The 19,318-nt window shown below is 26.5% G+C and carries 19 protein-coding genes and 3 tRNA genes; all 22 read left to right on the top strand.

The genetic code is table 11. The features are described from left to right. Position 1: 1 nt before the first annotated feature. The 22 genes from ACH5BK_RS12625 (at position 2) to ACH5BK_RS12520 (ending at position 18,721) form a co-directional block, all read left to right on the top strand. On the top strand, positions 2 to 1,099 hold the full coding sequence (locus ACH5BK_RS12625) for a glycosyltransferase family 4 protein (RefSeq protein ID WP_404308064.1): 1,098 nt from the start codon (positions 2 to 4) through the stop codon (positions 1,097 to 1,099). A 61-nt stretch (positions 1,100 to 1,160) separates the two neighbouring features. Next, a complete protein-coding gene (locus tag ACH5BK_RS12620) occupies positions 1,161 to 2,246 on the top strand; it encodes an O-antigen ligase family protein (protein ID WP_404307957.1) in 1,086 nt (361 codons plus the stop codon). Continuing rightward, complete coding sequence (locus ACH5BK_RS12615; protein ID WP_404307955.1) at positions 2,246 to 3,067, top strand: polysaccharide deacetylase family protein; 822 nt, start codon at positions 2,246 to 2,248, stop codon at positions 3,065 to 3,067. Before ACH5BK_RS12620 ends, ACH5BK_RS12615 begins: the two co-directional genes overlap by 1 nt. Beyond that, positions 3,064 to 4,047: a glycosyltransferase gene (locus ACH5BK_RS12610; RefSeq protein WP_404307953.1), complete on the top strand. Its 984-nt coding sequence runs from the start codon at positions 3,064 to 3,066 to the stop codon at positions 4,045 to 4,047. The genes ACH5BK_RS12615 and ACH5BK_RS12610 overlap by 4 nt, the downstream gene beginning before the upstream one ends. Beyond that, complete coding sequence (locus ACH5BK_RS12605) at positions 4,031 to 5,092, top strand: glycosyltransferase (protein ID WP_404307951.1); 1,062 nt, start codon at positions 4,031 to 4,033, stop codon at positions 5,090 to 5,092. Before ACH5BK_RS12610 ends, ACH5BK_RS12605 begins: the two co-directional genes overlap by 17 nt. Then, positions 5,089 to 6,072 (top strand): glycosyltransferase, encoded by a 984-nt coding sequence (locus ACH5BK_RS12600; protein WP_404307949.1) that lies wholly within the window; start codon positions 5,089 to 5,091, stop codon positions 6,070 to 6,072. Before ACH5BK_RS12605 ends, ACH5BK_RS12600 begins: the two co-directional genes overlap by 4 nt. Then, on the top strand, positions 6,072 to 6,857 hold the full coding sequence (locus ACH5BK_RS12595) for a polysaccharide deacetylase family protein (RefSeq protein ID WP_404307947.1): 786 nt from the start codon (positions 6,072 to 6,074) through the stop codon (positions 6,855 to 6,857). Before ACH5BK_RS12600 ends, ACH5BK_RS12595 begins: the two co-directional genes overlap by 1 nt. Continuing rightward, a complete protein-coding gene (locus ACH5BK_RS12590; protein WP_404307945.1) occupies positions 6,854 to 7,597 on the top strand; it encodes a glycosyltransferase family 2 protein in 744 nt (247 codons plus the stop codon). Before ACH5BK_RS12595 ends, ACH5BK_RS12590 begins: the two co-directional genes overlap by 4 nt. A gap of 4 nt (positions 7,598 to 7,601) precedes the next feature. Continuing rightward, the gene (locus tag ACH5BK_RS12585) at positions 7,602 to 8,336 is read left to right on the top strand and encodes a hypothetical protein (RefSeq protein WP_404307943.1); all 735 of its coding nucleotides are present in this window, start codon (positions 7,602 to 7,604) and stop codon (positions 8,334 to 8,336) included. A gap of 14 nt (positions 8,337 to 8,350) precedes the next feature. Next, positions 8,351 to 9,232 (top strand): glycosyltransferase, encoded by an 882-nt coding sequence (locus ACH5BK_RS12580; RefSeq protein ID WP_404307941.1) that lies wholly within the window; start codon positions 8,351 to 8,353, stop codon positions 9,230 to 9,232. Between the two features lie 50 nt (positions 9,233 to 9,282). Then, a complete protein-coding gene (gene rpmB / locus ACH5BK_RS12575) occupies positions 9,283 to 9,471 on the top strand; it encodes a 50S ribosomal protein L28 (protein ID WP_254575847.1) in 189 nt (62 codons plus the stop codon). A 23-nt stretch (positions 9,472 to 9,494) separates the two neighbouring features. Continuing rightward, on the top strand, positions 9,495 to 10,616 hold the full coding sequence (locus ACH5BK_RS12570) for a potassium channel family protein (protein ID WP_404307939.1): 1,122 nt from the start codon (positions 9,495 to 9,497) through the stop codon (positions 10,614 to 10,616). 1 nt (position 10,617) lies between these two features. After that, a complete protein-coding gene (gene argJ, locus ACH5BK_RS12565; RefSeq protein WP_404307937.1) occupies positions 10,618 to 11,799 on the top strand; it encodes a bifunctional glutamate N-acetyltransferase/amino-acid acetyltransferase ArgJ in 1,182 nt (393 codons plus the stop codon). A 70-nt stretch (positions 11,800 to 11,869) separates the two neighbouring features. Then, a complete protein-coding gene (locus ACH5BK_RS12560; protein WP_404307935.1) occupies positions 11,870 to 12,088 on the top strand; it encodes a YdcH family protein in 219 nt (72 codons plus the stop codon). A 126-nt stretch (positions 12,089 to 12,214) separates the two neighbouring features. Beyond that, entirely contained in the window at positions 12,215 to 14,794 is a 2,580-nt protein-coding gene (gene gyrA, locus ACH5BK_RS12555; protein ID WP_404307933.1) for a DNA gyrase subunit A, read from the top strand. Position 14,795: 1 nt separating this feature from the next. Beyond that, entirely contained in the window at positions 14,796 to 15,833 is a 1,038-nt protein-coding gene (locus ACH5BK_RS12550) for an aspartate-semialdehyde dehydrogenase (protein ID WP_404307931.1), read from the top strand. After that, the gene (locus tag ACH5BK_RS12545) at positions 15,833 to 16,345 is read left to right on the top strand and encodes a YqhA family protein (protein WP_404307929.1); all 513 of its coding nucleotides are present in this window, start codon (positions 15,833 to 15,835) and stop codon (positions 16,343 to 16,345) included. Before ACH5BK_RS12550 ends, ACH5BK_RS12545 begins: the two co-directional genes overlap by 1 nt. Before the next feature lie 11 nt (positions 16,346 to 16,356). Further along, positions 16,357 to 17,397 carry a uroporphyrinogen decarboxylase gene (hemE, locus tag ACH5BK_RS12540; RefSeq protein WP_404307927.1) on the top strand — a complete coding sequence of 347 codons (1,041 nt, stop codon included), beginning with the start codon at positions 16,357 to 16,359 and terminating at the stop codon, positions 17,395 to 17,397. Between the two features lie 56 nt (positions 17,398 to 17,453). After that, complete coding sequence (locus ACH5BK_RS12535) at positions 17,454 to 18,371, top strand: radical SAM protein (RefSeq protein WP_404307925.1); 918 nt, start codon at positions 17,454 to 17,456, stop codon at positions 18,369 to 18,371. 75 nt (positions 18,372 to 18,446) lie between these two features. Beyond that, a tRNA-Asn gene (locus ACH5BK_RS12530) sits at positions 18,447 to 18,521 on the top strand. Positions 18,522 to 18,550: 29 nt separating this feature from the next. Beyond that, positions 18,551 to 18,625: transfer RNA gene (locus ACH5BK_RS12525), tRNA-Asn, on the top strand. A gap of 21 nt (positions 18,626 to 18,646) precedes the next feature. Continuing rightward, a tRNA-Asn gene (locus ACH5BK_RS12520) sits at positions 18,647 to 18,721 on the top strand. The last annotated feature ends 597 nt before the right edge of the window (positions 18,722 to 19,318 follow it).

Genomic DNA, 19,318 nt, shown 5'->3' with positions numbered 1-19,318 from the left:
TATAGAAAAATTTAGAGTAGTTCAAGTCTTACCTGAATTAAATGAAGGTGGAGTTGAAAGAGGAACAGTTGAATCAAGTAGAGAGTATGTAAAAAAAGGTTTTGAGTCTATTGTAATAAGCAATGGAGGAAAACTTGTATCTCAAATACAAGTAGATGGTGGAAAACACTATACTTTTGATGTTTGTAGTAAAAATATCTTAACTGTTCTTTTAAGAATTGTTGCTTTAAAGAAACTATTAAATAAAATAAACCCAGATATAATTCATGTAAGAAGTAGAGTTCCAGCATGGCTTGTTTACTTTGCAAAAAAGAACTTAAAAGCTAAAATCATAAGCACTGTTCATGGTTTTAATAGTGTAGGGTTTTACAGCTCGATTATGACAAAAGCTGATCATATAATATGTGTTAGTAATTCAATAAAAGAGTATATTCAAACCAATTATCAAACTTCATCAGACATTATAAGCGTTATTCCCAGAGGAGTAGATACAAAGTTATTCAATAAAAAGAATTTAGACAAAGATTTTAAAAATGATTTTAAAAATAAATATGATTTAAATGAAAAATTTGTTGTATCTATAGTTGGAAGAGTAACACAATTAAAAGATTATGAAACATTTATTAAAGCAATTTTAGAAGTTAAAAAATCTATTCCTAATGTAAGAGCTATTATAGTTGGTGGAGTTAGAGAAGACAAAAAAGAGTATTTTGATTCATTAAAGAAATTGATTAAAGATTTAGCTTTAGAAAACACTATTACTTTTACAGGAAGCCAAAGTAAAATAGCAGAAGTTTATGACATAAGCAATGTAGTAGTAAGTAGTTCAAAAAAACCTGAAAGTTTTGGTAGAGCAGTAGCCGAGGCAATAGCTTTAAACACACCAGTAGTTGCAACAAATCATGGAGGGGTTAAAGATATAATAATTGAAAATGAAAATGGTTTTTTCTTTGAAATAGGTGATGTAAAAGAATTAAGTAAAAAAATAATAAAATGTGGACAATTAAACTTTGATGGTTTAAATTATATAAAAAGTAACTTTTCTTTAGAAAATATGATTGAAAAGACTATTGCTGTTTATAAAGGAGTTCATCATTAATAATATATTAATTAGCAAGAATGAAAGTTTAATTTTTAAATTTTTATTAGTACTTTGGATAATGTCAATACCATTTAAAAATGCTATTTTTCAAGGTTCTATGGCTTTGATTATTCTTTTTTTTATCTATTCTTTGTTTAAACATAAAGATTACACTATTTTAATAGAGAACTTAAAAAAAGTTAAATACCTATCTATAGGATTCTTTTTAATTGTTTTTTCAATGATATTATCAAATTTAGTCAATCCTGAAAACTTAAGTCAGAAGTCATGGCATACTACTTTTATGTTTGTTATTAGATATGGTTTGATTTTTGTTTGTTTAGCATATTTCTATAAAAAAAAGTATTTTCAAGAAAAATTTGTTAAAATTCTAGTGTATTGCTCATTATTTTATTTAGCTTTATTAGGCTTATATGAGCTAATTTTAAATCCTTCTATTTTAAAAGGAATTGGTATTCATGGTACTTTAAATAATAGGAACTCTTTTGGCTTACATATGGGAATGGGAGTTGTTTTAAGTGCGATTCTTTTTATGTATAATAAAAAAGTAGCAGTTTTACTGTTTACTATTTTTACATTTCTTATGATATTTTCATTCTCAAGATCTTCTTGGGTTGCTAGTTTTGCATCTATATTTGTATTGATGGTATTTAACTATAGAGAAATAAAAATGAATCATATATTATATATGTTTGGTTTTTTAGGGCTGCTTTTAGCAGTTTATTTTTCTTCTGATTCTCTTCAAATGAGATTTTCTCAATTACTTGAGGGATATTCAAGTCATAGAACAACAATTTGGGCGTATACTATTGAATTTATAAAGTTAAACCCTATTATTGGATACGGTATAGATTCTTGGTCAAGTTTACCAAATGCTTATTTAAATAAATTTCCTGATCCTCATAACATGGTTTTAGAAATATTATTATATACAGGGCTAATTGGCTTCTTTTTTTGTTTTCTAACTATTTTTATAATTTTAAAAGAAATAGTTAAAAGTAAGAATTATATTTATCTTTCTATTTCAATTTATTTTTTAGTTATTACACAATTTGATTTTGGAGCTTTTTTTACAAAAGAAATATTGAGCTTTTTAACGATTTTTGTTTTTCTAATTTATAGTAAAAAATTTAAGGAAGCTTAGTGGAATTCTATTTGTGGCTCTTTGTATTAATATTTATTTCTTTAATTGTTTTTTCAATCAGATTTAAATGGTGGAAAAAAAATATTTCATACTCTTACCCTAGAGTTTTGATGTATCATATGATTTCAGAGCACTTGCCAAAAAAACAATCTAAATTTAATAGATTAAGAGTAAAACCAGAAGAGTTTGAAAAACAGTTAATATGGTTAAAAAAAAATAATTTTAAAAGTTTTACATTAAGTGAATTAGTTTCTTTAAAAGAAATTCCACAAAAAGCTGTAGTTATAACTTTTGATGATGGATACGAAGATAATTTTACTAATGCATTTCCTTTATTAAAGAAATATGGTTTTAAAGCAACTATTTATATAGTCTTAAATAGATTTAATAAAGATTGGGCAACTGATAAAGATTTAAAAGTAAGTTCAAATGAATTAAATAATGAAAAGATGTTAACAGATGAACAAGTTAAAAATATGATACAAAGTGGAATAATTGAAATTGGCTCACACACATTAGATCATGTAAATTTACCTGAATTAAATATAAATGAAAAAAAACAACAACTTTTAAAATCAAAAGAACAATTAGAAGAGTTGTTTAAAATTAATTGTACTTCATTTGCTTATCCTTTTGGTTTTCATGATGAGAAGGATGTGAGTCTAGTTGAAGAACTAAACTATTCAAATGCGACTACAACTTATAATTCAGTTTATGATAAAAAACTATTTTCAAATTATAAAATTCCTAGAATTATGATAAGTGGTAGACAAGGTATATTAGCATTTATCTTAAAGATAAAAAAAGGAAGAGTACGATGAAAATTGGTTACTTTTCTTGTTCTAGGAAATTTGGTGGTATAGAAAAAATAGTAGTTGATACATTAAATGAATTAGTAAAAACTAATGATTGTTTACTTATTGTACCTTTTGGTTGTGAGTTTAAGTATAAACTTGATAAAAAAATAGAGGTTTTAGAATATAAATCTTACGATAAAAGGTATAATCCTTTTTTATATTTGGAAATTATAAAAAATATTAAAAGTTGTGATATTGTGCATACTCATGGTGCAAAGGCAACTCAAATAAGCTATATTTTGAGTAAATTTATTTCCTTTAATCATATTGCAACAAAACATAATAGTAGAAAAGGTAAAATATTTAATAAAGTTAAAAATGTGATTAGTGTTTCTAAAAAAGTTTCAAAAACAATAACTCACAACAGTAAAGTTATTTATTTTGGACTTGATTATAAAGAACAAAACTCACAACAAAACTCAAAATTCACAATGGTAGCAGTGGGAAGACTTGATCCTATTAAAGGATTTGATAACTTAATAAATGAGTTATCAAAATTAGATTTTGATTTCGAACTTAATATTATTGGTGAAGGGAATCAAAAGTCTCAGCTTAATGAATTGATTAAAAGTAAAAATTTAGAAGGCAAAATTAAATTAATTGGTTTTAAAGATAATATACCTAGTTATCTGATAAACTCTAATATTCAATTAATTTCTTCGTTAAGTGAAGGTTTACCTATTACTTTGATAGAAGGCTTACTATATAGTCCTATTATAATATCTACACCTGTAGGAGGTATTGTTGAAGTTTTAGACAAAGATTATTTGCTTAATATAGAACAGTTCCCTAAAAAGATAAATGATATATATATGAATTTTGAAAAGGAAAAGAAGAACTTTTATATTAAACATGAAAAAATTAAAAAAAGTTTCGATAAAGTAAATTATATAAATAGTTTAATGAAGTATTATAAAGGTATATTAGATGAAAAAACATCTTAAAATTGTTCACTGTGGGATATTTAATGAAAAAGATAATGGAAACTTTTTTTATGGTTTAGAGAGAAAAATAAGTCATGGCTTTATTCAAAATGGACATTTTGTTTATGATTTTAGCTATAGAGATATAGAAAGAAATAACAGAACTTTTGGAGTTAAAGATAGTGGACTAAAAAAAATGAATTTATCTTTGATAGAAATTTGTAAAAATATAGATGCTGATATTTTAGTTTTAGCTAAAGCTGAAAAGATTTTTAGAAGTACTATAGAAACTATTAAAAAGACTCTTCCAAATATAAAAGTAATACAGTGGTACGTAGATCATTTAGAAGAAAAAAAAGATTTTTTCGAAAAACTAGATTGTATGGATGCTTTTTTTTATGCAAATGCAAAAGAATTAAAAAATCTTTCTTTAAAATATACCGATACAATATTCTCTTTTTTCCCAAACATTTCAGATCCAGCTTTTGATAAAAGTTTGAATTATGAGAAAACAACTGACGTATTATATATAGCAAGGGATTATAAAGAAGATGTTAGAACTAAATTTGCATTATTACTAAAAGAGTTTTGTGAAAAGGAAAATATAAAGCTGAATGTTTTCGCATCTTTAGGAAAACCAGCTATTTTTGGAAATGATTTTCATAAGGAAATAGCTAAGTCTAAAATTGCTATCAATTTTAATAGAGATGACCATTTAAATGAAGTAAATCAAGAAAAGGTGCTAGGAGCTTCTGATAGAATGGCACAATTTTTAGGTTCAAAGGTTTGTACATTCTCTCCTAGAATAAAAGGTTTTGAAAAGCTATATGAAGATGAAAAAGATTTAGTATATTTTGATTGTCCCAAAGATTGTTTTGAAAAGATAAAAAAATTTTTACAAAATAAAAAGTATTTAGAAATTGCTCAAAATGGTCAAAATAAAACATTTGATATTGCTAATGCAAAAAGAGTTACAAATTTTATGTTAGAAGTTTTATTTAATCGTTCAAAAGCAAATAGCTATGAGTGGGCTGAATATAAATACAAAAAAGGAAAAGAATTATGAGAATATTACATACATTACATTGGGTTCAGTTTGCAGGGACTGAAAGGTTTTGTGTGGACATTTGTAATGAATTATCAAAGAATAATGAAGTCTACTTACTTACTCATAATTTAATAAAACCATATATTAATAATAAAGTAAATTTACTTGAAATAAATTTTGAAAAAAATAGATATAATCCAATTTTTTTATATAAAATTGCAAATATAATAAAAAAAGTTAACCCAGATGTTATTCATGTTCATAATACAAAAGAATTAGAAGTTATGTATAATGCAAGAATTTTTTTGAATAAAAAAATACCAATACTTGCAACCAAACATACACTAACACCTAAGAAAAAATTTGTATTAGCTGATTTAGCTGTTGGTATACTTGAAGAAACACATTCTATTATTAACGCTGATAATACACTTATTATAAAAAATGGAATGGCATATAAAGAACCTAAACCTGTGAAGAAAGAAGACAAGTTTCATATTGTTTCTGCTGCAAGATTGACACCTGCTAAGGGTATGGATTTAATTATTAAAGCTTTAGGATTAGTTAAATTTGACTACAAATTTAGCATTTTTGGGGAAGGAGAACAAAAAGAAGAGTTAATTCAGTTAATTAAACAACTAGGTTTAGAAGATAGAATAAAAATAGTAGGTTTCGTTGATAATTTAAATGATCATTTAGCAAGTGCTGATGTACAAATTATTGCTTCTGTTTTTGAACCTTATGGTTTAACAGCAATTGATGGTATTTATTATTCAGATGTTTTACTTTCAACAAATACTGGTATTTGTTCAGAAATATTAGATAAAGATTTGATTTTTGATCAGAAACCAGAAGCTCTTGCCTCTAAATTAGAAGATTTATTTGTAAACTATGAGTATTATTTAGAACTATTTAAAAAAGTAAAAAATAGAAAAGATGATTTTAGTATATCTAAAATGACTAGTGAATATATTAAAGCTTATGAAAGTCTTTTATAATGATTGAAAGTTTAATTTTTATAATAATATTTTTAGCTTTATCCTTAAGATATAATTGGTGGAGAAAAACTCATAGTTTAAATAAAGCTAGAATTTTAATGTATCATAGTATAAGCGAACATAAAATAAATGAAAAACATAATAAGTGGAGAGTGAAACCAAAAGATTTTGATAAACAAATGAAATGGTTTTATGATAATGGTTGGAGTTCATATACTATTTCAGAGTTAACATCTTTAAATAGTATTCCTGAAAAGTCTTTTGTGGTTACTTTTGATGATGGTTTTGAAGATAATTATATTAATGCCTTTCCTATATTAAAAAAGTATAATTTTAAAGCAACTATTTATCTTGTACCTTTACAAAATGAAAATCATTGGGAAAAAGATAATACAAGTTATTTATCAAAGCTTTTAGATGAAAATCAAATAAAAGATATGTTGTCATCAAATTTAATAGAGTTTGGTTCTCATACTTTATCTCATAAAAATTTATTAAAAATTGAAAAGCTTGAAGATTTAGAAAAAGAAATCTTTTTTTCAAAACAAAAAGTTGAAGAGCTCACAAAAACTGAATGTAAGGCATTTGCTTATCCTTATGGAAAATTTGATGATAGAATTATAGATATTGTGAAAAAAGCAGGCTATAAAAATGCTACTGTTGTAAAAAGAGGTTTGTTTGATAAGACAGATGATGTTTTTACTATAAATAGATTAGGTATTTTGGGTACTGAAAGTTTTATTGATTTTCTATTAAAAATTTTTAAAGTTAGGAATAAATTATGATAAAAGCTTCTGTTTATATAATTTGTAAAGATGAAGAAAAACACATCAAAAGAGTTTTAGAAAGTGTAAAGGATTTTGATGAAATAATTATTGTTGATAGTGGAAGTACAGATAAAACTTTAGAAATAGTAAAAGATTATACTAATAATATTTTTCATCAAGAATGGCTTGGGTTTTCAAAACAAAAGCAATACGCAAAGGATTTATGTTCAAATAAATGGGTTTTAAACCTTGATGCTGATGAAGAACTTACAACTGATTTAAAAAAAGAAATAGAAGATACAATTATACAAGACCAAATTGATGGATTAGATATAAAAATTTCAAGTATGTATTTAGGGAAATTTAATAATAAAAAATCAAAATTTAATAGAAGAATAAGATTTTTTAAAAAAGAAAAAGGTAATTATGAAGATAAACTAGTACATGAATCAATAAAAATAGATGGGAAAATAAAAAATGCTTCTGGTTTTATTTATGATTATGGAATAGTTGATTTATCTACACATCTTTTAAAAATTAATAATTATTCATCTTTAAGAGCAAAAGAGAAAAATAATAAAAAGAAAAAATCTTCTCTACTTAAACTTATTTTAGTTATGCCTTTATCTTTTATTAAGTCTTATATTTTAAAAAGAAATTTCTTAAATGGAAGAAGAGGTTTTATATCTTCTATAAATAACTCATATTATGCATTTTTAAAAGAAGCAAAACTCTATGAATTAGAAAAAAAGAAATAGAATAATGAAATCAAAAATACACTCAATATTTATTTATCCATTAATATCTCTATTTGCATATTTACTAAAAGGCACTAAAGAAAACTATGATGATTTTTTAACAGATAATACTAATAGAATCAAGAGATTAGAATTTTTAAATATAAATAGTGAAAGTCACAAAAATAGTTTTTTTCAAGACATAAAATATTTTTTTGATAAGAAGTCACCTTTATATGACAAAACATTTGTAAATATCTATGTTGACTTAGAAAAAAATCCTGAATCAAAATGTTATGGTTTATACGATTTTTTAAAATTTGTTAGTATGTATTACTCTTCTTCAATGTTAAGTTCAAGAATTACAAATGATAATTTATATGTAAAACTTATTTTTAATAAAAATAGTTTTAACGATGAAGAGTCTTTGACTAATTTGTTAAGATACATGCTTTTAGTTTATGCTTCAAGAAAAGTTGAATTTTTGTATATGGATAAAACAACTTTGCCTAAAAAAGCGATAGAAATAGTCAATAACTTTGAAGATAAATTAAACAGTTCAAAGTTTATAAATTTTTCTAAATCAAAAGATTTACATGTTTTAACTTGTGAAAAGAAAAAAGAAAAATTTGATATTATTTGGTCTAGTTCAAAAAGAGAGATAGACTTAACAGATTTTAATAGAGTTTTTGATAAATTTGGTCAGGAATTAAAAAAAGATATAAAAATCACAAATAGTCCAATATACGCTTATCATTAATATAAAGAGTTTAAATGAATCAAATATCAATTTCATATAAAACAAAAAGTAATCTTATAGATGCTTTACTAAAACAAGAAAATATTATAGAAGTACAAAATACTGGTATTTTAAAGAAACTTTCTTTTTTAAAAAAAGAGTATGCAGATATATATTTTCATTCAGGGAGTTTAGATGAGAAAAGTAAAAGTGAAATACTTAATTCTAAAAAGGTTATAGTTAATTCAAAAACTCTAAAAACAGAAATACTTAAAAGTTTAAATGAGCTTGATCCTACAAAAATTGAATGTATATATCCAAGTATTGATATAAATTATGAAAAACCTAAACTTATTAAGAAAAAAGTTTGTGATACTTTAAATATTAATTCAAAAAAAAGGATCATTTTTTTTACTGCTAAAAACTTTAAAAATTCTGGAGTAAAAGAGTTTATAGAAACTTTATTTTCTTTAAATGAACAAAATATTTTAGGAATAATAGCAGGTGATAAAAAGCAAATTAATAGTTTAAAATTTCAAATATCAAAGTTTGATTATTCTTCTAAATTGCTATTAGTTGAAGATTATGAAAATATAGAGGAACTTTTTTTAGCATCTGATATTTTCTTTTTGCCCACATATAATAAATATTTTGCTTCTAGTATTCTAAAAGCAATGTATTGTAAAAATGTAGTTTTTACTACAGTAAATAATCATGCAAGTGAATTAATAGATGTTTTTTCAACTATGGAGAATCCAAATGATAGATCAGCTTCTTTTAAAATTGATGCTGTTCTTATGGAAAAAGACGAAATGAAAAAAATTAAAAAAGATAATAGAAAACTAGCAAAAAAATTTACCTTAAATCTTAATTTAAAAAGAGTAAATGAAATTATCAATAATTTAAATAAAATTTAAGTCTATTAAGATAAAATACGCAAATATTTTTCACTATATAAGGAAGACAAATGTCAAGAAGATGTGCAATATCAGGAAAAGGACCTATGGTTGGGAACAACGTAAGTCACGCTAAAAACAGAACTAAAAAGAGATTTTTACCAAACTTAAGAACAGTTAGAGTTACTTTAGAAGATGGTACAACTAAAAAAATCAGAATCTCAGCTAAAGAGTTAAGAACTCTTAAAAAACACTCATAAGAGAGCACTAGAAAAGTGCTTTCATGAGCATCTTTAGAAGAATCAAAAAAGCCCTTGGCTGGGAAATTAGATCAGTCAAACCAGAATACGACTTAAATCCATTAATATACTCACAATTAAAACCATTTAGATTACCATTTGTATTAGTTCAAATCATTATGATGATAGGTACATTAGGTTACATTATCATTGATGACTTTTCAATCTTAGACGCAATATTTCAAACAGGTATTACATTTACAACTGTTGGATTTGGAGAAATAGCTCCTATTTCACCTGCTGGAAGATTTTTTACTATTACGCTTATTATATTTGGTTTTGCAGTATTTACACTTTCTACTGCTGTTTTAATTGATACTGTAGTTAAAGGAAGGTTGTTTGACCTATATAAGGAAAGAAGTATGTTATATAAGATTGCAAGACTTAGAAGACATTTTGTTATTTTCTATCATAATGAGTATACTTCACAGTTAGCAAAACAGTTTAGGGAAAATCATATTCCTTTTGTTGTTGTTGATCCAAGTGAAGATATAGAACAAATAGCTAAAGAGAATGGTTATCCATATTTTGTAAAAGAAGAACCCTATAAAGAGGTTGCATTTTTAAAGTCTCACTTAAGTTCTGCAAAAGGTGCAATATCTTTATCAAAGAATATTTCAGACAATATTACTTTAATTGCTTCTGTTAGACTTTATGAAAAAGAGCTTGGAAGAAGTCCTTTTTTAATTATTTCAAATGCAGAAACGCAAAATGAAAAAATAAGACTTAAAAAACTTGGAGCTGATAAAGTTGTTGCAACTCCATCTTTAATGGCAAAAAGAGTATCTGCTATGGCTATTAGGCCAGATATGGAAAATGTGCTTGATGAATTTTTATATAAAAGAGATACTCCTATTGATATGGAAGAGGTTTATGTAAATGAAGAGTCTTGGGTTGTAAATAGAGAGATTAAAGATTTACATTTAAGAGATAGACTTAAAGTTTCAGTTATAGGAATAACTGAAAAAAAGGGTAAATTTATTCAAATGCCTAAAGGAACAATACTTATTAGTGCTAATTGTAAACTTTTACTTGTAGGTTCACAAAAAGGTATTTCAAGAGCAAAAAGAATAATAAATTTAAAAGAGAAACCAGAGGATATATAAGATGTTTACAATATTACCAATAAAAGGTTACATTGATCAAATTGATGGCTTTAATTGTGATGGTATAAGTGCAGGACTTAAACCAAATGGCAATAATGATTTAGGTTTTATTTATACAAATGAACCATCTGAAGTACAAGCTATATTTACAGAAAATAGATTTCAAGCAGCACCATTAAAACATTATTTACAATATGAAGAGAATTTTAAGACGAACTTTGTACTTATTAATTCAAAAAATGCAAATGCAATGACAGGAAAAAAAGGTATAGAAGATATTGATACTATTTTTTCATCATTAAATTTTGATTTAGTAAATCCAATCATGAGTAGTACAGGAGTAATTGGAAACCCTTTACCAATTGAAAAAATAGTAAATGGTGCAAACTCTTTTGATTTAAATGCTAAAAATGGTGAGAATTTATCAAAAGCTATTATGACAACAGATGCTTATTCTAAAACTTGTATGTATGAAGTAAAACTTGAAGATGGAAGTTCATTTAAAATAGGTGCAGTTGCAAAGGGTGCAGGGATGATAAATCCAAACCTAGCAACTATGCTTTGTTTTATTTGTACAGATGCAGCAGTTCCTTCAAATGATATGAAAGAAGCATTAAAAGTAAATAGTGAAACAACATTTAATGCAATATCAGTAGATGGAGATACATCAACAAATGATACAGTAATGATATTAGCAAATCAAAAATCAAATGCTTATGACAAAGAGGCATTTTTTGAAGCTGTAAGATTAGTAATGCATGATATGGCAATGCTAATGGTCGCAGATGGTGAAGGTGCAAAAAAGGCAGTTGCATTTGAAGTTAAAAATGCAGCAACAAAAGAAGAAGCACAAATAGCTGCAAAAGCATTATCAAATTCATTACTTGTAAAAACAGCACTGTTTGGTGAAGATCCAAACTTTGGAAGAATTGCATCCACAATAGGAGCATCAAGAGTAACTAGTGATGAAGAAAAGTTAGTTATATCATATAATGATGTTGTTGTTTATAATAAAGGTGAAATCTGCTTTGATGAAGAGCAAGAAGTAAAAGCAGCAAAAGTACTAGAAAATGATAAATTTAAAGTTATTTGTGATTTAGGAGTAGGGGAGTATAGTTTTACAGCATACGGATGTGATTTAGGTTATGAGTACGTAAAGATTAATGCCGATTACAGAACATAATAATAAATTTAAATTATCTTAAGTTCTTGGGGTGTATAATTATTTTATAAATCAACAAGAGGATGATAAAATGTTTCATGAACATAGAGAACTAATCGCAGAGTTAAAACAAAAAGATGCACATTTTCATAAGTTATTTGATAAGCATAATGATTTAGATGAAGAAATTACAGAAATGGAAAAAAATCATGCTGATCAATTTGAAATTGAAGCAAAGAAAAAAGAAAAATTAAAATTAAAAGATGATGTTTATAATATGATCATCAAATATAAAAACGAAAAAGCATAAATAACTTTTATATATTAAAAAAGAGACTATTTTTGGTCTCTTTTCTTTCATAAATAACTTACTCAACTTAGCCTAAGCCCACTTTAGATATAATATCTAAATTTTATATTACAAAGGCCTTTTTTTATGGAAAACCTTTTTGAAAACCAAGATATTATTGATATAAATATTGAAGATTCTGTAAAAGCTTCATATTTAGATTACTCAATGAGTGTTATTATTGGTAGAGCACTACCAGATGCAAAAGATGGATTAAAACCAGTTCACAGAAGAATTTTATATGCTATGCATGATTTAAATATTTCTTCAAAATCTGCATATAAAAAATCTGCAAGAATTGTTGGAGATGTTATTGGTAAGTATCACCCTCATGGTGATAGCTCAGTTTATGATGCACTAGTTAGAATGGCACAAGATTTCTCAATGAGAGCTCCTTTAGTTGATGGACAAGGAAACTTTGGTTCAATTGATGGTGATAATGCCGCAGCAATGAGATATACAGAAGCTAGAATGACTAAAATATCTGAAGAGGTTTTAAGAGACATTGATAAAGATACAATCAATTATACTCAAAACTATGATGATACGTTAAAAGAACCAACTGTTTTACCTACAAGAGTTCCAACTTTATTATTAAATGGTAGTGAGGGTATTGCTGTTGGTATGGCTACAAAAATTCCACCACATAATTTAAATGAATTATTAAATGCAGTTTTATATACTATTGACAATCCAGAAGCAACAGCAGAGGATTTAATGCAATTTATTCAAGGTCCAGATTTCCCAACAGGTGGTACTATCTTTGGTAGAAGAGGGATCATTGATGCTTATAAAACAGGGCGTGGAAGAGTTAAGATAAGAGCTAAGCATCATATTGAAACAAAAGGTAAAAAAGAAGTAATTGTTTTAGATGAACTTCCATATCAAGTAAATAAATCAAGATTAATTGAACAAATAGCAACACTTGCTAAAGACAAGCAAATTGAAGGTATTTCAGAAGTAAGAGATGAATCTGATAGAGAAGGTATTAGAGTTGTAATTGAATTAAAAAAAGATGCTATGGGTGAGATTGTATTAAATAATCTTTATAAATCTACACCAATGGAAACTACATTTGGTATTATACTTTTAGCAGTTCATAATAAAGAGCCAAAAGTATTTAATTTACCACAACTTTTAAATATTTTCTTATCACATAGAAAAACTGTAATTATTAGAAGAACAATTTTTGATTTAGAAAAGGCAAAAGCAAGAGCTCATATTTTAGAGGGATTAAAAATTGCATTAGATAATATTGATGAAGTAGTTCAAATTATTAGAGCTTCTGCAAATGATGCTGAAGCAAAAGAAAAACTTCAAGATAGATTTGGACTTTCAACAATTCAATCACAAGCTATTTTAGATATGAGACTAGGAAGATTAACAGGTCTTCAAAGAGATAAATTAGAAGCTGAATATCAAGAGTTATTAGCTTTAATTGCTGAGTTAGAAGCTATTTTAAAATCTGAAGAAAAATTAAATGAGATTATTAAAGAAGAATTAGTAGAAATTAAAGATAAGTATTCTGATGAAAGAAGAACTGAAATTGAAGATTCTTATGATGAAATTGATATGGAAGACTTAATTCCAAATGAGCCAATGGTAGTTACTATAACTCACAATGGATATGTAAAAAGAGTTCCAATTAAATCTTATGAAAAACAAAGAAGAGGTGGTAAAGGTAAAGTAGCAGTTACTACTCATGATGATGACTTTATTGAAAAATTCTTTGTTTCAAATACTCATGATACTTTAATGTTTGTAACCAATATGGGACAATTATACTGGTTAAAAGTTTATAGAATTCCAGAGGGAAGTAGAACAGCAAAAGGTAAAGCAGTTGTTAACTTAATTAACTTAAGACCTGATGAAAAAATTATGGCAATTATCCCAACAGATGATTTCGATGAGTCTAAATCATTAGCATTCTTTACTAAAAATGGTATTGTAAAAAGAACTTCATTATCAGAATTCAGTAATATTAGATCAAATGGTGTAAGAGCAATTGTACTTGATGATTTAGATGAAATAGTTACAGCTAAAATTACAAACGTTGAGTCTGAATATATTATGATTTTTACTAGTTTAGGTCAATGTATTAGATTTGAAATAGATAAGACTAGAGAACAAGGTAGAAGTACTAGAGGAGTAAGAGGTATTAAGTTTAAGCATGATACTGATTATGTTGTTGATGCTGATGTAATTGATTCTATAGAACAAGAATTATTAACAGTATCTGAAAAAGGTATAGGAAAAAGAACACTTGTTGAAGAGTATAGACTTACAAATAGAGCAGGTTCTGGTGTTATTTCAATGAAATTATCACAAAAAACAGGAAATGTTGTAGGTGAAGTTTTAGTTGATGAAAGTATGGACTTAATGGCATTAACTTCAATTGGTAAGATGATTAGAGTAGATATGCAAACTATTAGAAAAGCAGGAAGAAATACTTCTGGTGTTATCATCGTTAATGTTGATAAAGGTGATAAAGTTGTATCAATTGCAAAATGTCCAAAGCAAGATGAAGAAATTGAAGTAGATGAAAATGGTAATGTTATTAGATATAACGAAGATGGAGAAATAATAGAAGAAATAGCAGTTGAGGATAAAACTCAACAAAATATTGAAGAATCTTCAAATGATAATTTAGAAGAAAAGGAAGAGTAATATGAGAAAATTTAATGTCGCAGTTGTAGGAGCAACTGGTGCAGTAGGTGAAGAGCTTTTTAGAGTTATGGCAGATTATGACTTTCCAGTTAATAATATTGTTCCTTTAGCAAGTGCTAAAAGTGCCGGCTCAAAAATAGAGTATAAAAATAAAGAATACACAGTTTTAGAACTAACTGAGACTGTTTTTGAAGAAAATGAAGTTGATATAGCATTTTTTAGTGCAGGTGGAAGTATTTCAGAAAAGTTTGCTAAATATGCTGTAGAAGCAGGTGCAGTTGTAATTGATAATACAAGTCATTTTAGAATGAATCCAAATGTTCCTTTAGTGGTTCCAGAAGTAAATCCAGAAGATATTGCTTTTTGGAGAGAGACAGGAATTATTGCTAATCCAAACTGTTCAACAATTCAAATGGTATTATCTTTAAAGCCCTTAGATGAGTTATATGGAATTAAAAGAGTTGATGTATCTACTTATCAAGCAGTTTCAGGTGCAGGTAAAGCAGGGATGGAAGAACTTGTAAAACAAATGCAAGATTTCTTTGCTTTTAAATTAGATGAGAGTAAAAAAGATGCATTTGCACACCAAATTGCATTAAATGTAATTCCTCAAATTGATGTTGCACAACCAAATGATTTCACTAAAGAAGAAATGAAAATGGTAAACGAAACTCAAAAAATTCTTCATAAAGAAGTTCAAGTAGCTGCTACTTGTGTAAGAGTACCTGTATTAAGATCTCACTCTGAATCAATTACAGTAACATTTGACGAAAATGTAGATGTAGATGTAAATGAAGTTAGAAGTGCTTTAGAAAACTTTGAAAATGTTGAAGTTATTGATGATTTAGAAAATAATGCTTATCCTATGCCAATTGTATCAACTGATACAGATATGACTTATGTAGGTAGAATCAGAAAAGATGTTTATGCTCCTAATATCGTACATTTTTTTAATGTTGCAGATCAAGTAAGAGTAGGTGCAGCAACTAACTCTGTTAGAATTGCATTAAAATGGATTGAAATGGAGAGTGACATTTAATGATAGAAAAGCTTTTTGAAAGTGCAATGTGGAAAACAAGATTTCTTGTACTTTTCGCTGTACTTTTTGGCTTATTAGGAGCAGTAGTATTATTTATTATTGCTAGTATGGATATATTTAGTATCGCAAAATATGCTTTTGATACTATTATAGTTCATGCTCATCCTGAAAATTTTCATGAAGATGTAGTAAGTGGCATAATTGGTGCTGTTGATTTATATTTAATAGCAGTAGTTATGCTTATATTTTCATTTGGAATATATGAACTTTTTATCTCACCTATTGATCATTGTGAAGAAGCACAAGATGATTCAAAAATCTTATCAATTACATCTTTAGATCAATTAAAAGATAAAATAGCAAAAGTAATTGTTATGGTTTTAGTTGTAAATTTTTTTCAAAAAGTATTACACACTGAATATAATGGTGCTTTAGAAATGTTGTATTTTGCTTTAGCAGTGACTGCTTTAGCTATTGGACTTTTCTTTTTAGGAAAAGTTGGAAAAAAATAAAAAGGTAAATTATGTCAAAAATTTTTGTTGATGCGTGTTTAAGAAAAGAGACTCCTTATACTCCTGTATGGATGATGAGACAAGCTGGTAGATATTTACCAGAATATATGGAAGTTAGAGCACAAGCTGGAAATTTCTTGAATTTGTGTCATGATCCAGAAAAAGCTTGTGAAGTTACAATCCAACCTTTAGATATTGTTGGTGTTGATGCTGCTATTTTATTCTCTGATATTTTAGTTATTCCAAATGAAATGGGAATGCACTTAGAGTTTGTAAAAGGTGAAGGACCAATCTTTAAAGAGCCAATTAAAACTGAGGAACAATTAGATGCTTTAATAGGTGGTGAAGATGCAGCTTCAAAATTGACATACGTTTATGAAACTATTAAATTATTAAAACAAAGATTACCAGAAGATAAAGCACTTATTGGATTTACTGGTGCTCCTTGGACTTTAGCTACATATATGATTGAAGGTCAAGGTACTAAAACATATAATGTATGTAAAAAAATGATGTATTCTAATCCTGAATTTTTACATAAAATCTTAAGAAAAGTTACTGATGTAGTTAAGTTATATATGGAAAAACAAATAGAAGCTGGTGCAGATGTTGTTCAAATCTTTGATTCATGGGCGGCTGCAATTGAACCAGGAAGATATGATGAATTTTCATGGAAGTATATGGTAGAAATTGCTGAGCACTTAAAAGAGAAATATCCTCATATTCCAGTAATTATGTTCCCTAAAGGAATTTCAGCATTTATTAACATGGGTGGAGTTTACGGAAACTTTGATGTATTAGGTATTGATTGGGGAACACCAATGGCTATGGCAAAAGCTAAGCTTGGAGATAAGTATGTTCTTCAAGGAAATATGGAACCTTGTAGATTATATTCTAAAGAAGAAACTACTAAATGTGTGGAAAAAATTCAAGAGACTATGCAAGGTGAGGGTCATATCTTCAATCTAGGACATGGTATTTTACCAGATGTACCTGTAGAAAATGCAATTCACTTCGTAAAAGAGTGTCATAGAGTCTCTAGAAAATCTTAATAAAAATCTCAAAATAAAATAAGTAGCTTTTGCTACTTATTAAAGAAAGCCAAACAATGCCTTACTCAAACTCAATAACTTTTGGACCAATTGCTTCAAGAAGATTTGGAATTTCACTAGGAATTGATCTTTCTCCTAGTTCAAAACAGTGTAATTTTGATTGTTTATATTGCGAACTTGAAGGTGCAAAAACTGTTTCAAAAATGACAGAGTACCCAAGTGTAGAAGATGTAATAGCAGAAATAAAAACAAGTTTTTCAAAAAACGAAAAAATAGATGTTATAACACTTACTGCAAATGGTGAACCTACACTTTATCCTAAATTAGATGAACTAGTTGATGAAATCAACAAAATAAAAAAAGATACAAAAACTTTAATTTTATCAAATGGTAGTACAATTTATAAAGAAGATATATTTAATACACTTATGAAAATTGATACAGTTAAATTATCTTTAGATTGTGTAAGTGAAAAATGTTTTAAAAAATTAGATAGAACAGATAAAAGTATAAATATAAAAAAAATTATTCCTTCAATGATTGAATTTTCAAAAAAAACTAAAAATGATTTTGTTTTAGAAATACTTTTTGTAAAAGATTTAAATGATAAAGATGATGAAATTACTTTACTATATGATGCAATAAAGCAAATTAATCCAAAAAGAGTAGATATTGGTACTATTGATAGACCTCCTGCATATAAAGTTAAACCAGTAAGTTATGATACTTTAGAAAAAGTAGCAAATACATTTGAAGGTATTAATGTAAATATTGCATATAAAAATAGGCCTAAACATTTAAGCTTATATTCAAAAGAAGATATAGTTCAAACATTAAAAAGAAGACCACTTACAATTGAAGATATTGAAAATTTATTTGATGAAGAGTCTAAGAATAATTTAAAAGAACTAGTAAAAAATAGTAAAATATCACTTGTAGACAGTAGTGGAGTTAAATTTTATAAAAATTTATAAATTTTTATAAAATTCCCTTGACAAAGAAAATATTTTTTACTATAATTCCACTCCATTAAAAAAATGGTTAAATAATCCGGCATAGCTCAGTGGTAGAGTAGATGACTGTTAATCATTTGGTCCCTGGTTCGAATCCAGGTGCCGGAGCCATTATTTTAATACATTTCAAATTTATAGATTCCGGCATAGCTCAGTGGTAGAGTAGATGACTGTTAATCATTTGGTCCCTGGTTCGAATCCAGGTGCCGGAGCCATTTATAAATTATTCAACAAAATCCGGCATAGCTCAGTGGTAGAGTAGATGACTGTTAATCATTTGGTCCCTGGTTCGAATCCAGGTGCCGGAGCCACTAATAAGCTTTTATCTAGAAGAACTTAAGTTCTTCTAGCTAAAAGCTTTTTTTTTGCCAAAAAATTATCTCCACTAAATACTAATATAAATCAAAATACCTAAAAAAACTAAATAGTTACTAAGATAGAAATCATATAAATATAAAAACTTGATATTATATTAAATAAATGAAAATACAATCTTATTAAATATAATGAAATTCCTTTAATCTATAAAATTAATATTGTTTACTTATTATATAAAAGAGAAAATAAACAAATGAAGAATATAAAAATACTGTCCAATTAAAATAGAACAATAATGAAATAAACTATAAATAAGAGTAAGTAAAATAAATAAAAATCCAATAAAGATAAACAAAAAATAAAAAAAGTTAAAAAAAACCAAAAAAGAGAAGTAAAAACCCAATAAAAGCATAGTAAAAAGCAGAAAAAAAGACAAAAAGATTACAAATTGAGCAATTTAAGTTAATATTTAGGAAAACTTCTTGACAAAGGGGAGAAATTTGTCTATAATTCCCGTCCAATTTCAGAGGAACGACAAAAAGTTCTAAAGAGATTAAGATCTTTAAAAACGAAGGTTAATAAGAAGTAAT

It is taken from the genome of Arcobacter sp. YIC-80 (genome assembly GCF_044841725.1).
In the GTDB taxonomy this organism is placed as follows: Bacteria; Campylobacterota; Campylobacteria; order Campylobacterales; family Arcobacteraceae; genus Arcobacter_B.
The sequence above is the reverse complement of the archived record's forward strand: the minus strand, read 5'-3'. Positions and strand labels throughout refer to the sequence as shown.

Bases quoted from the DNA above. Each gene is read 5' to 3' on its own strand.
- ACH5BK_RS12620 (WP_404307957.1), top strand. From the start codon at position 1,161: ATGTCAATACCATTTAAAAATGCTATTTTTCAAGGTTCTATGGCTTTG.
- ACH5BK_RS12610 (WP_404307953.1), top strand. From the start codon at position 3,064: ATGAAAATTGGTTACTTTTCTTGTTCTAGGAAATTTGGTGGTATAGAA.
- ACH5BK_RS12605 (WP_404307951.1), top strand. From the start codon at position 4,031: ATGAAAAAACATCTTAAAATTGTTCACTGTGGGATATTTAATGAAAAA.
- ACH5BK_RS12600 (WP_404307949.1), top strand. From the start codon at position 5,089: ATGAGAATATTACATACATTACATTGGGTTCAGTTTGCAGGGACTGAA.
- ACH5BK_RS12595 (WP_404307947.1), top strand. From the start codon at position 6,072: ATGATTGAAAGTTTAATTTTTATAATAATATTTTTAGCTTTATCCTTA.
- ACH5BK_RS12590 (WP_404307945.1), top strand. From the start codon at position 6,854: ATGATAAAAGCTTCTGTTTATATAATTTGTAAAGATGAAGAAAAACAC.
- ACH5BK_RS12585 (WP_404307943.1), top strand. From the start codon at position 7,602: ATGAAATCAAAAATACACTCAATATTTATTTATCCATTAATATCTCTA.
- ACH5BK_RS12580 (WP_404307941.1), top strand. From the start codon at position 8,351: ATGAATCAAATATCAATTTCATATAAAACAAAAAGTAATCTTATAGAT.
- rpmB (WP_254575847.1), top strand. From the start codon at position 9,283: ATGTCAAGAAGATGTGCAATATCAGGAAAAGGACCTATGGTTGGGAAC.
- ACH5BK_RS12570 (WP_404307939.1), top strand. From the start codon at position 9,495: ATGAGCATCTTTAGAAGAATCAAAAAAGCCCTTGGCTGGGAAATTAGA.
- argJ (WP_404307937.1), top strand. From the start codon at position 10,618: ATGTTTACAATATTACCAATAAAAGGTTACATTGATCAAATTGATGGC.
- ACH5BK_RS12560 (WP_404307935.1), top strand. From the start codon at position 11,870: ATGTTTCATGAACATAGAGAACTAATCGCAGAGTTAAAACAAAAAGAT.
- gyrA (WP_404307933.1), top strand. From the start codon at position 12,215: ATGGAAAACCTTTTTGAAAACCAAGATATTATTGATATAAATATTGAA.
- ACH5BK_RS12550 (WP_404307931.1), top strand. From the start codon at position 14,796: ATGAGAAAATTTAATGTCGCAGTTGTAGGAGCAACTGGTGCAGTAGGT.
- ACH5BK_RS12545 (WP_404307929.1), top strand. From the start codon at position 15,833: ATGATAGAAAAGCTTTTTGAAAGTGCAATGTGGAAAACAAGATTTCTT.
- hemE (WP_404307927.1), top strand. From the start codon at position 16,357: ATGTCAAAAATTTTTGTTGATGCGTGTTTAAGAAAAGAGACTCCTTAT.
- ACH5BK_RS12535 (WP_404307925.1), top strand. From the start codon at position 17,454: ATGCCTTACTCAAACTCAATAACTTTTGGACCAATTGCTTCAAGAAGA.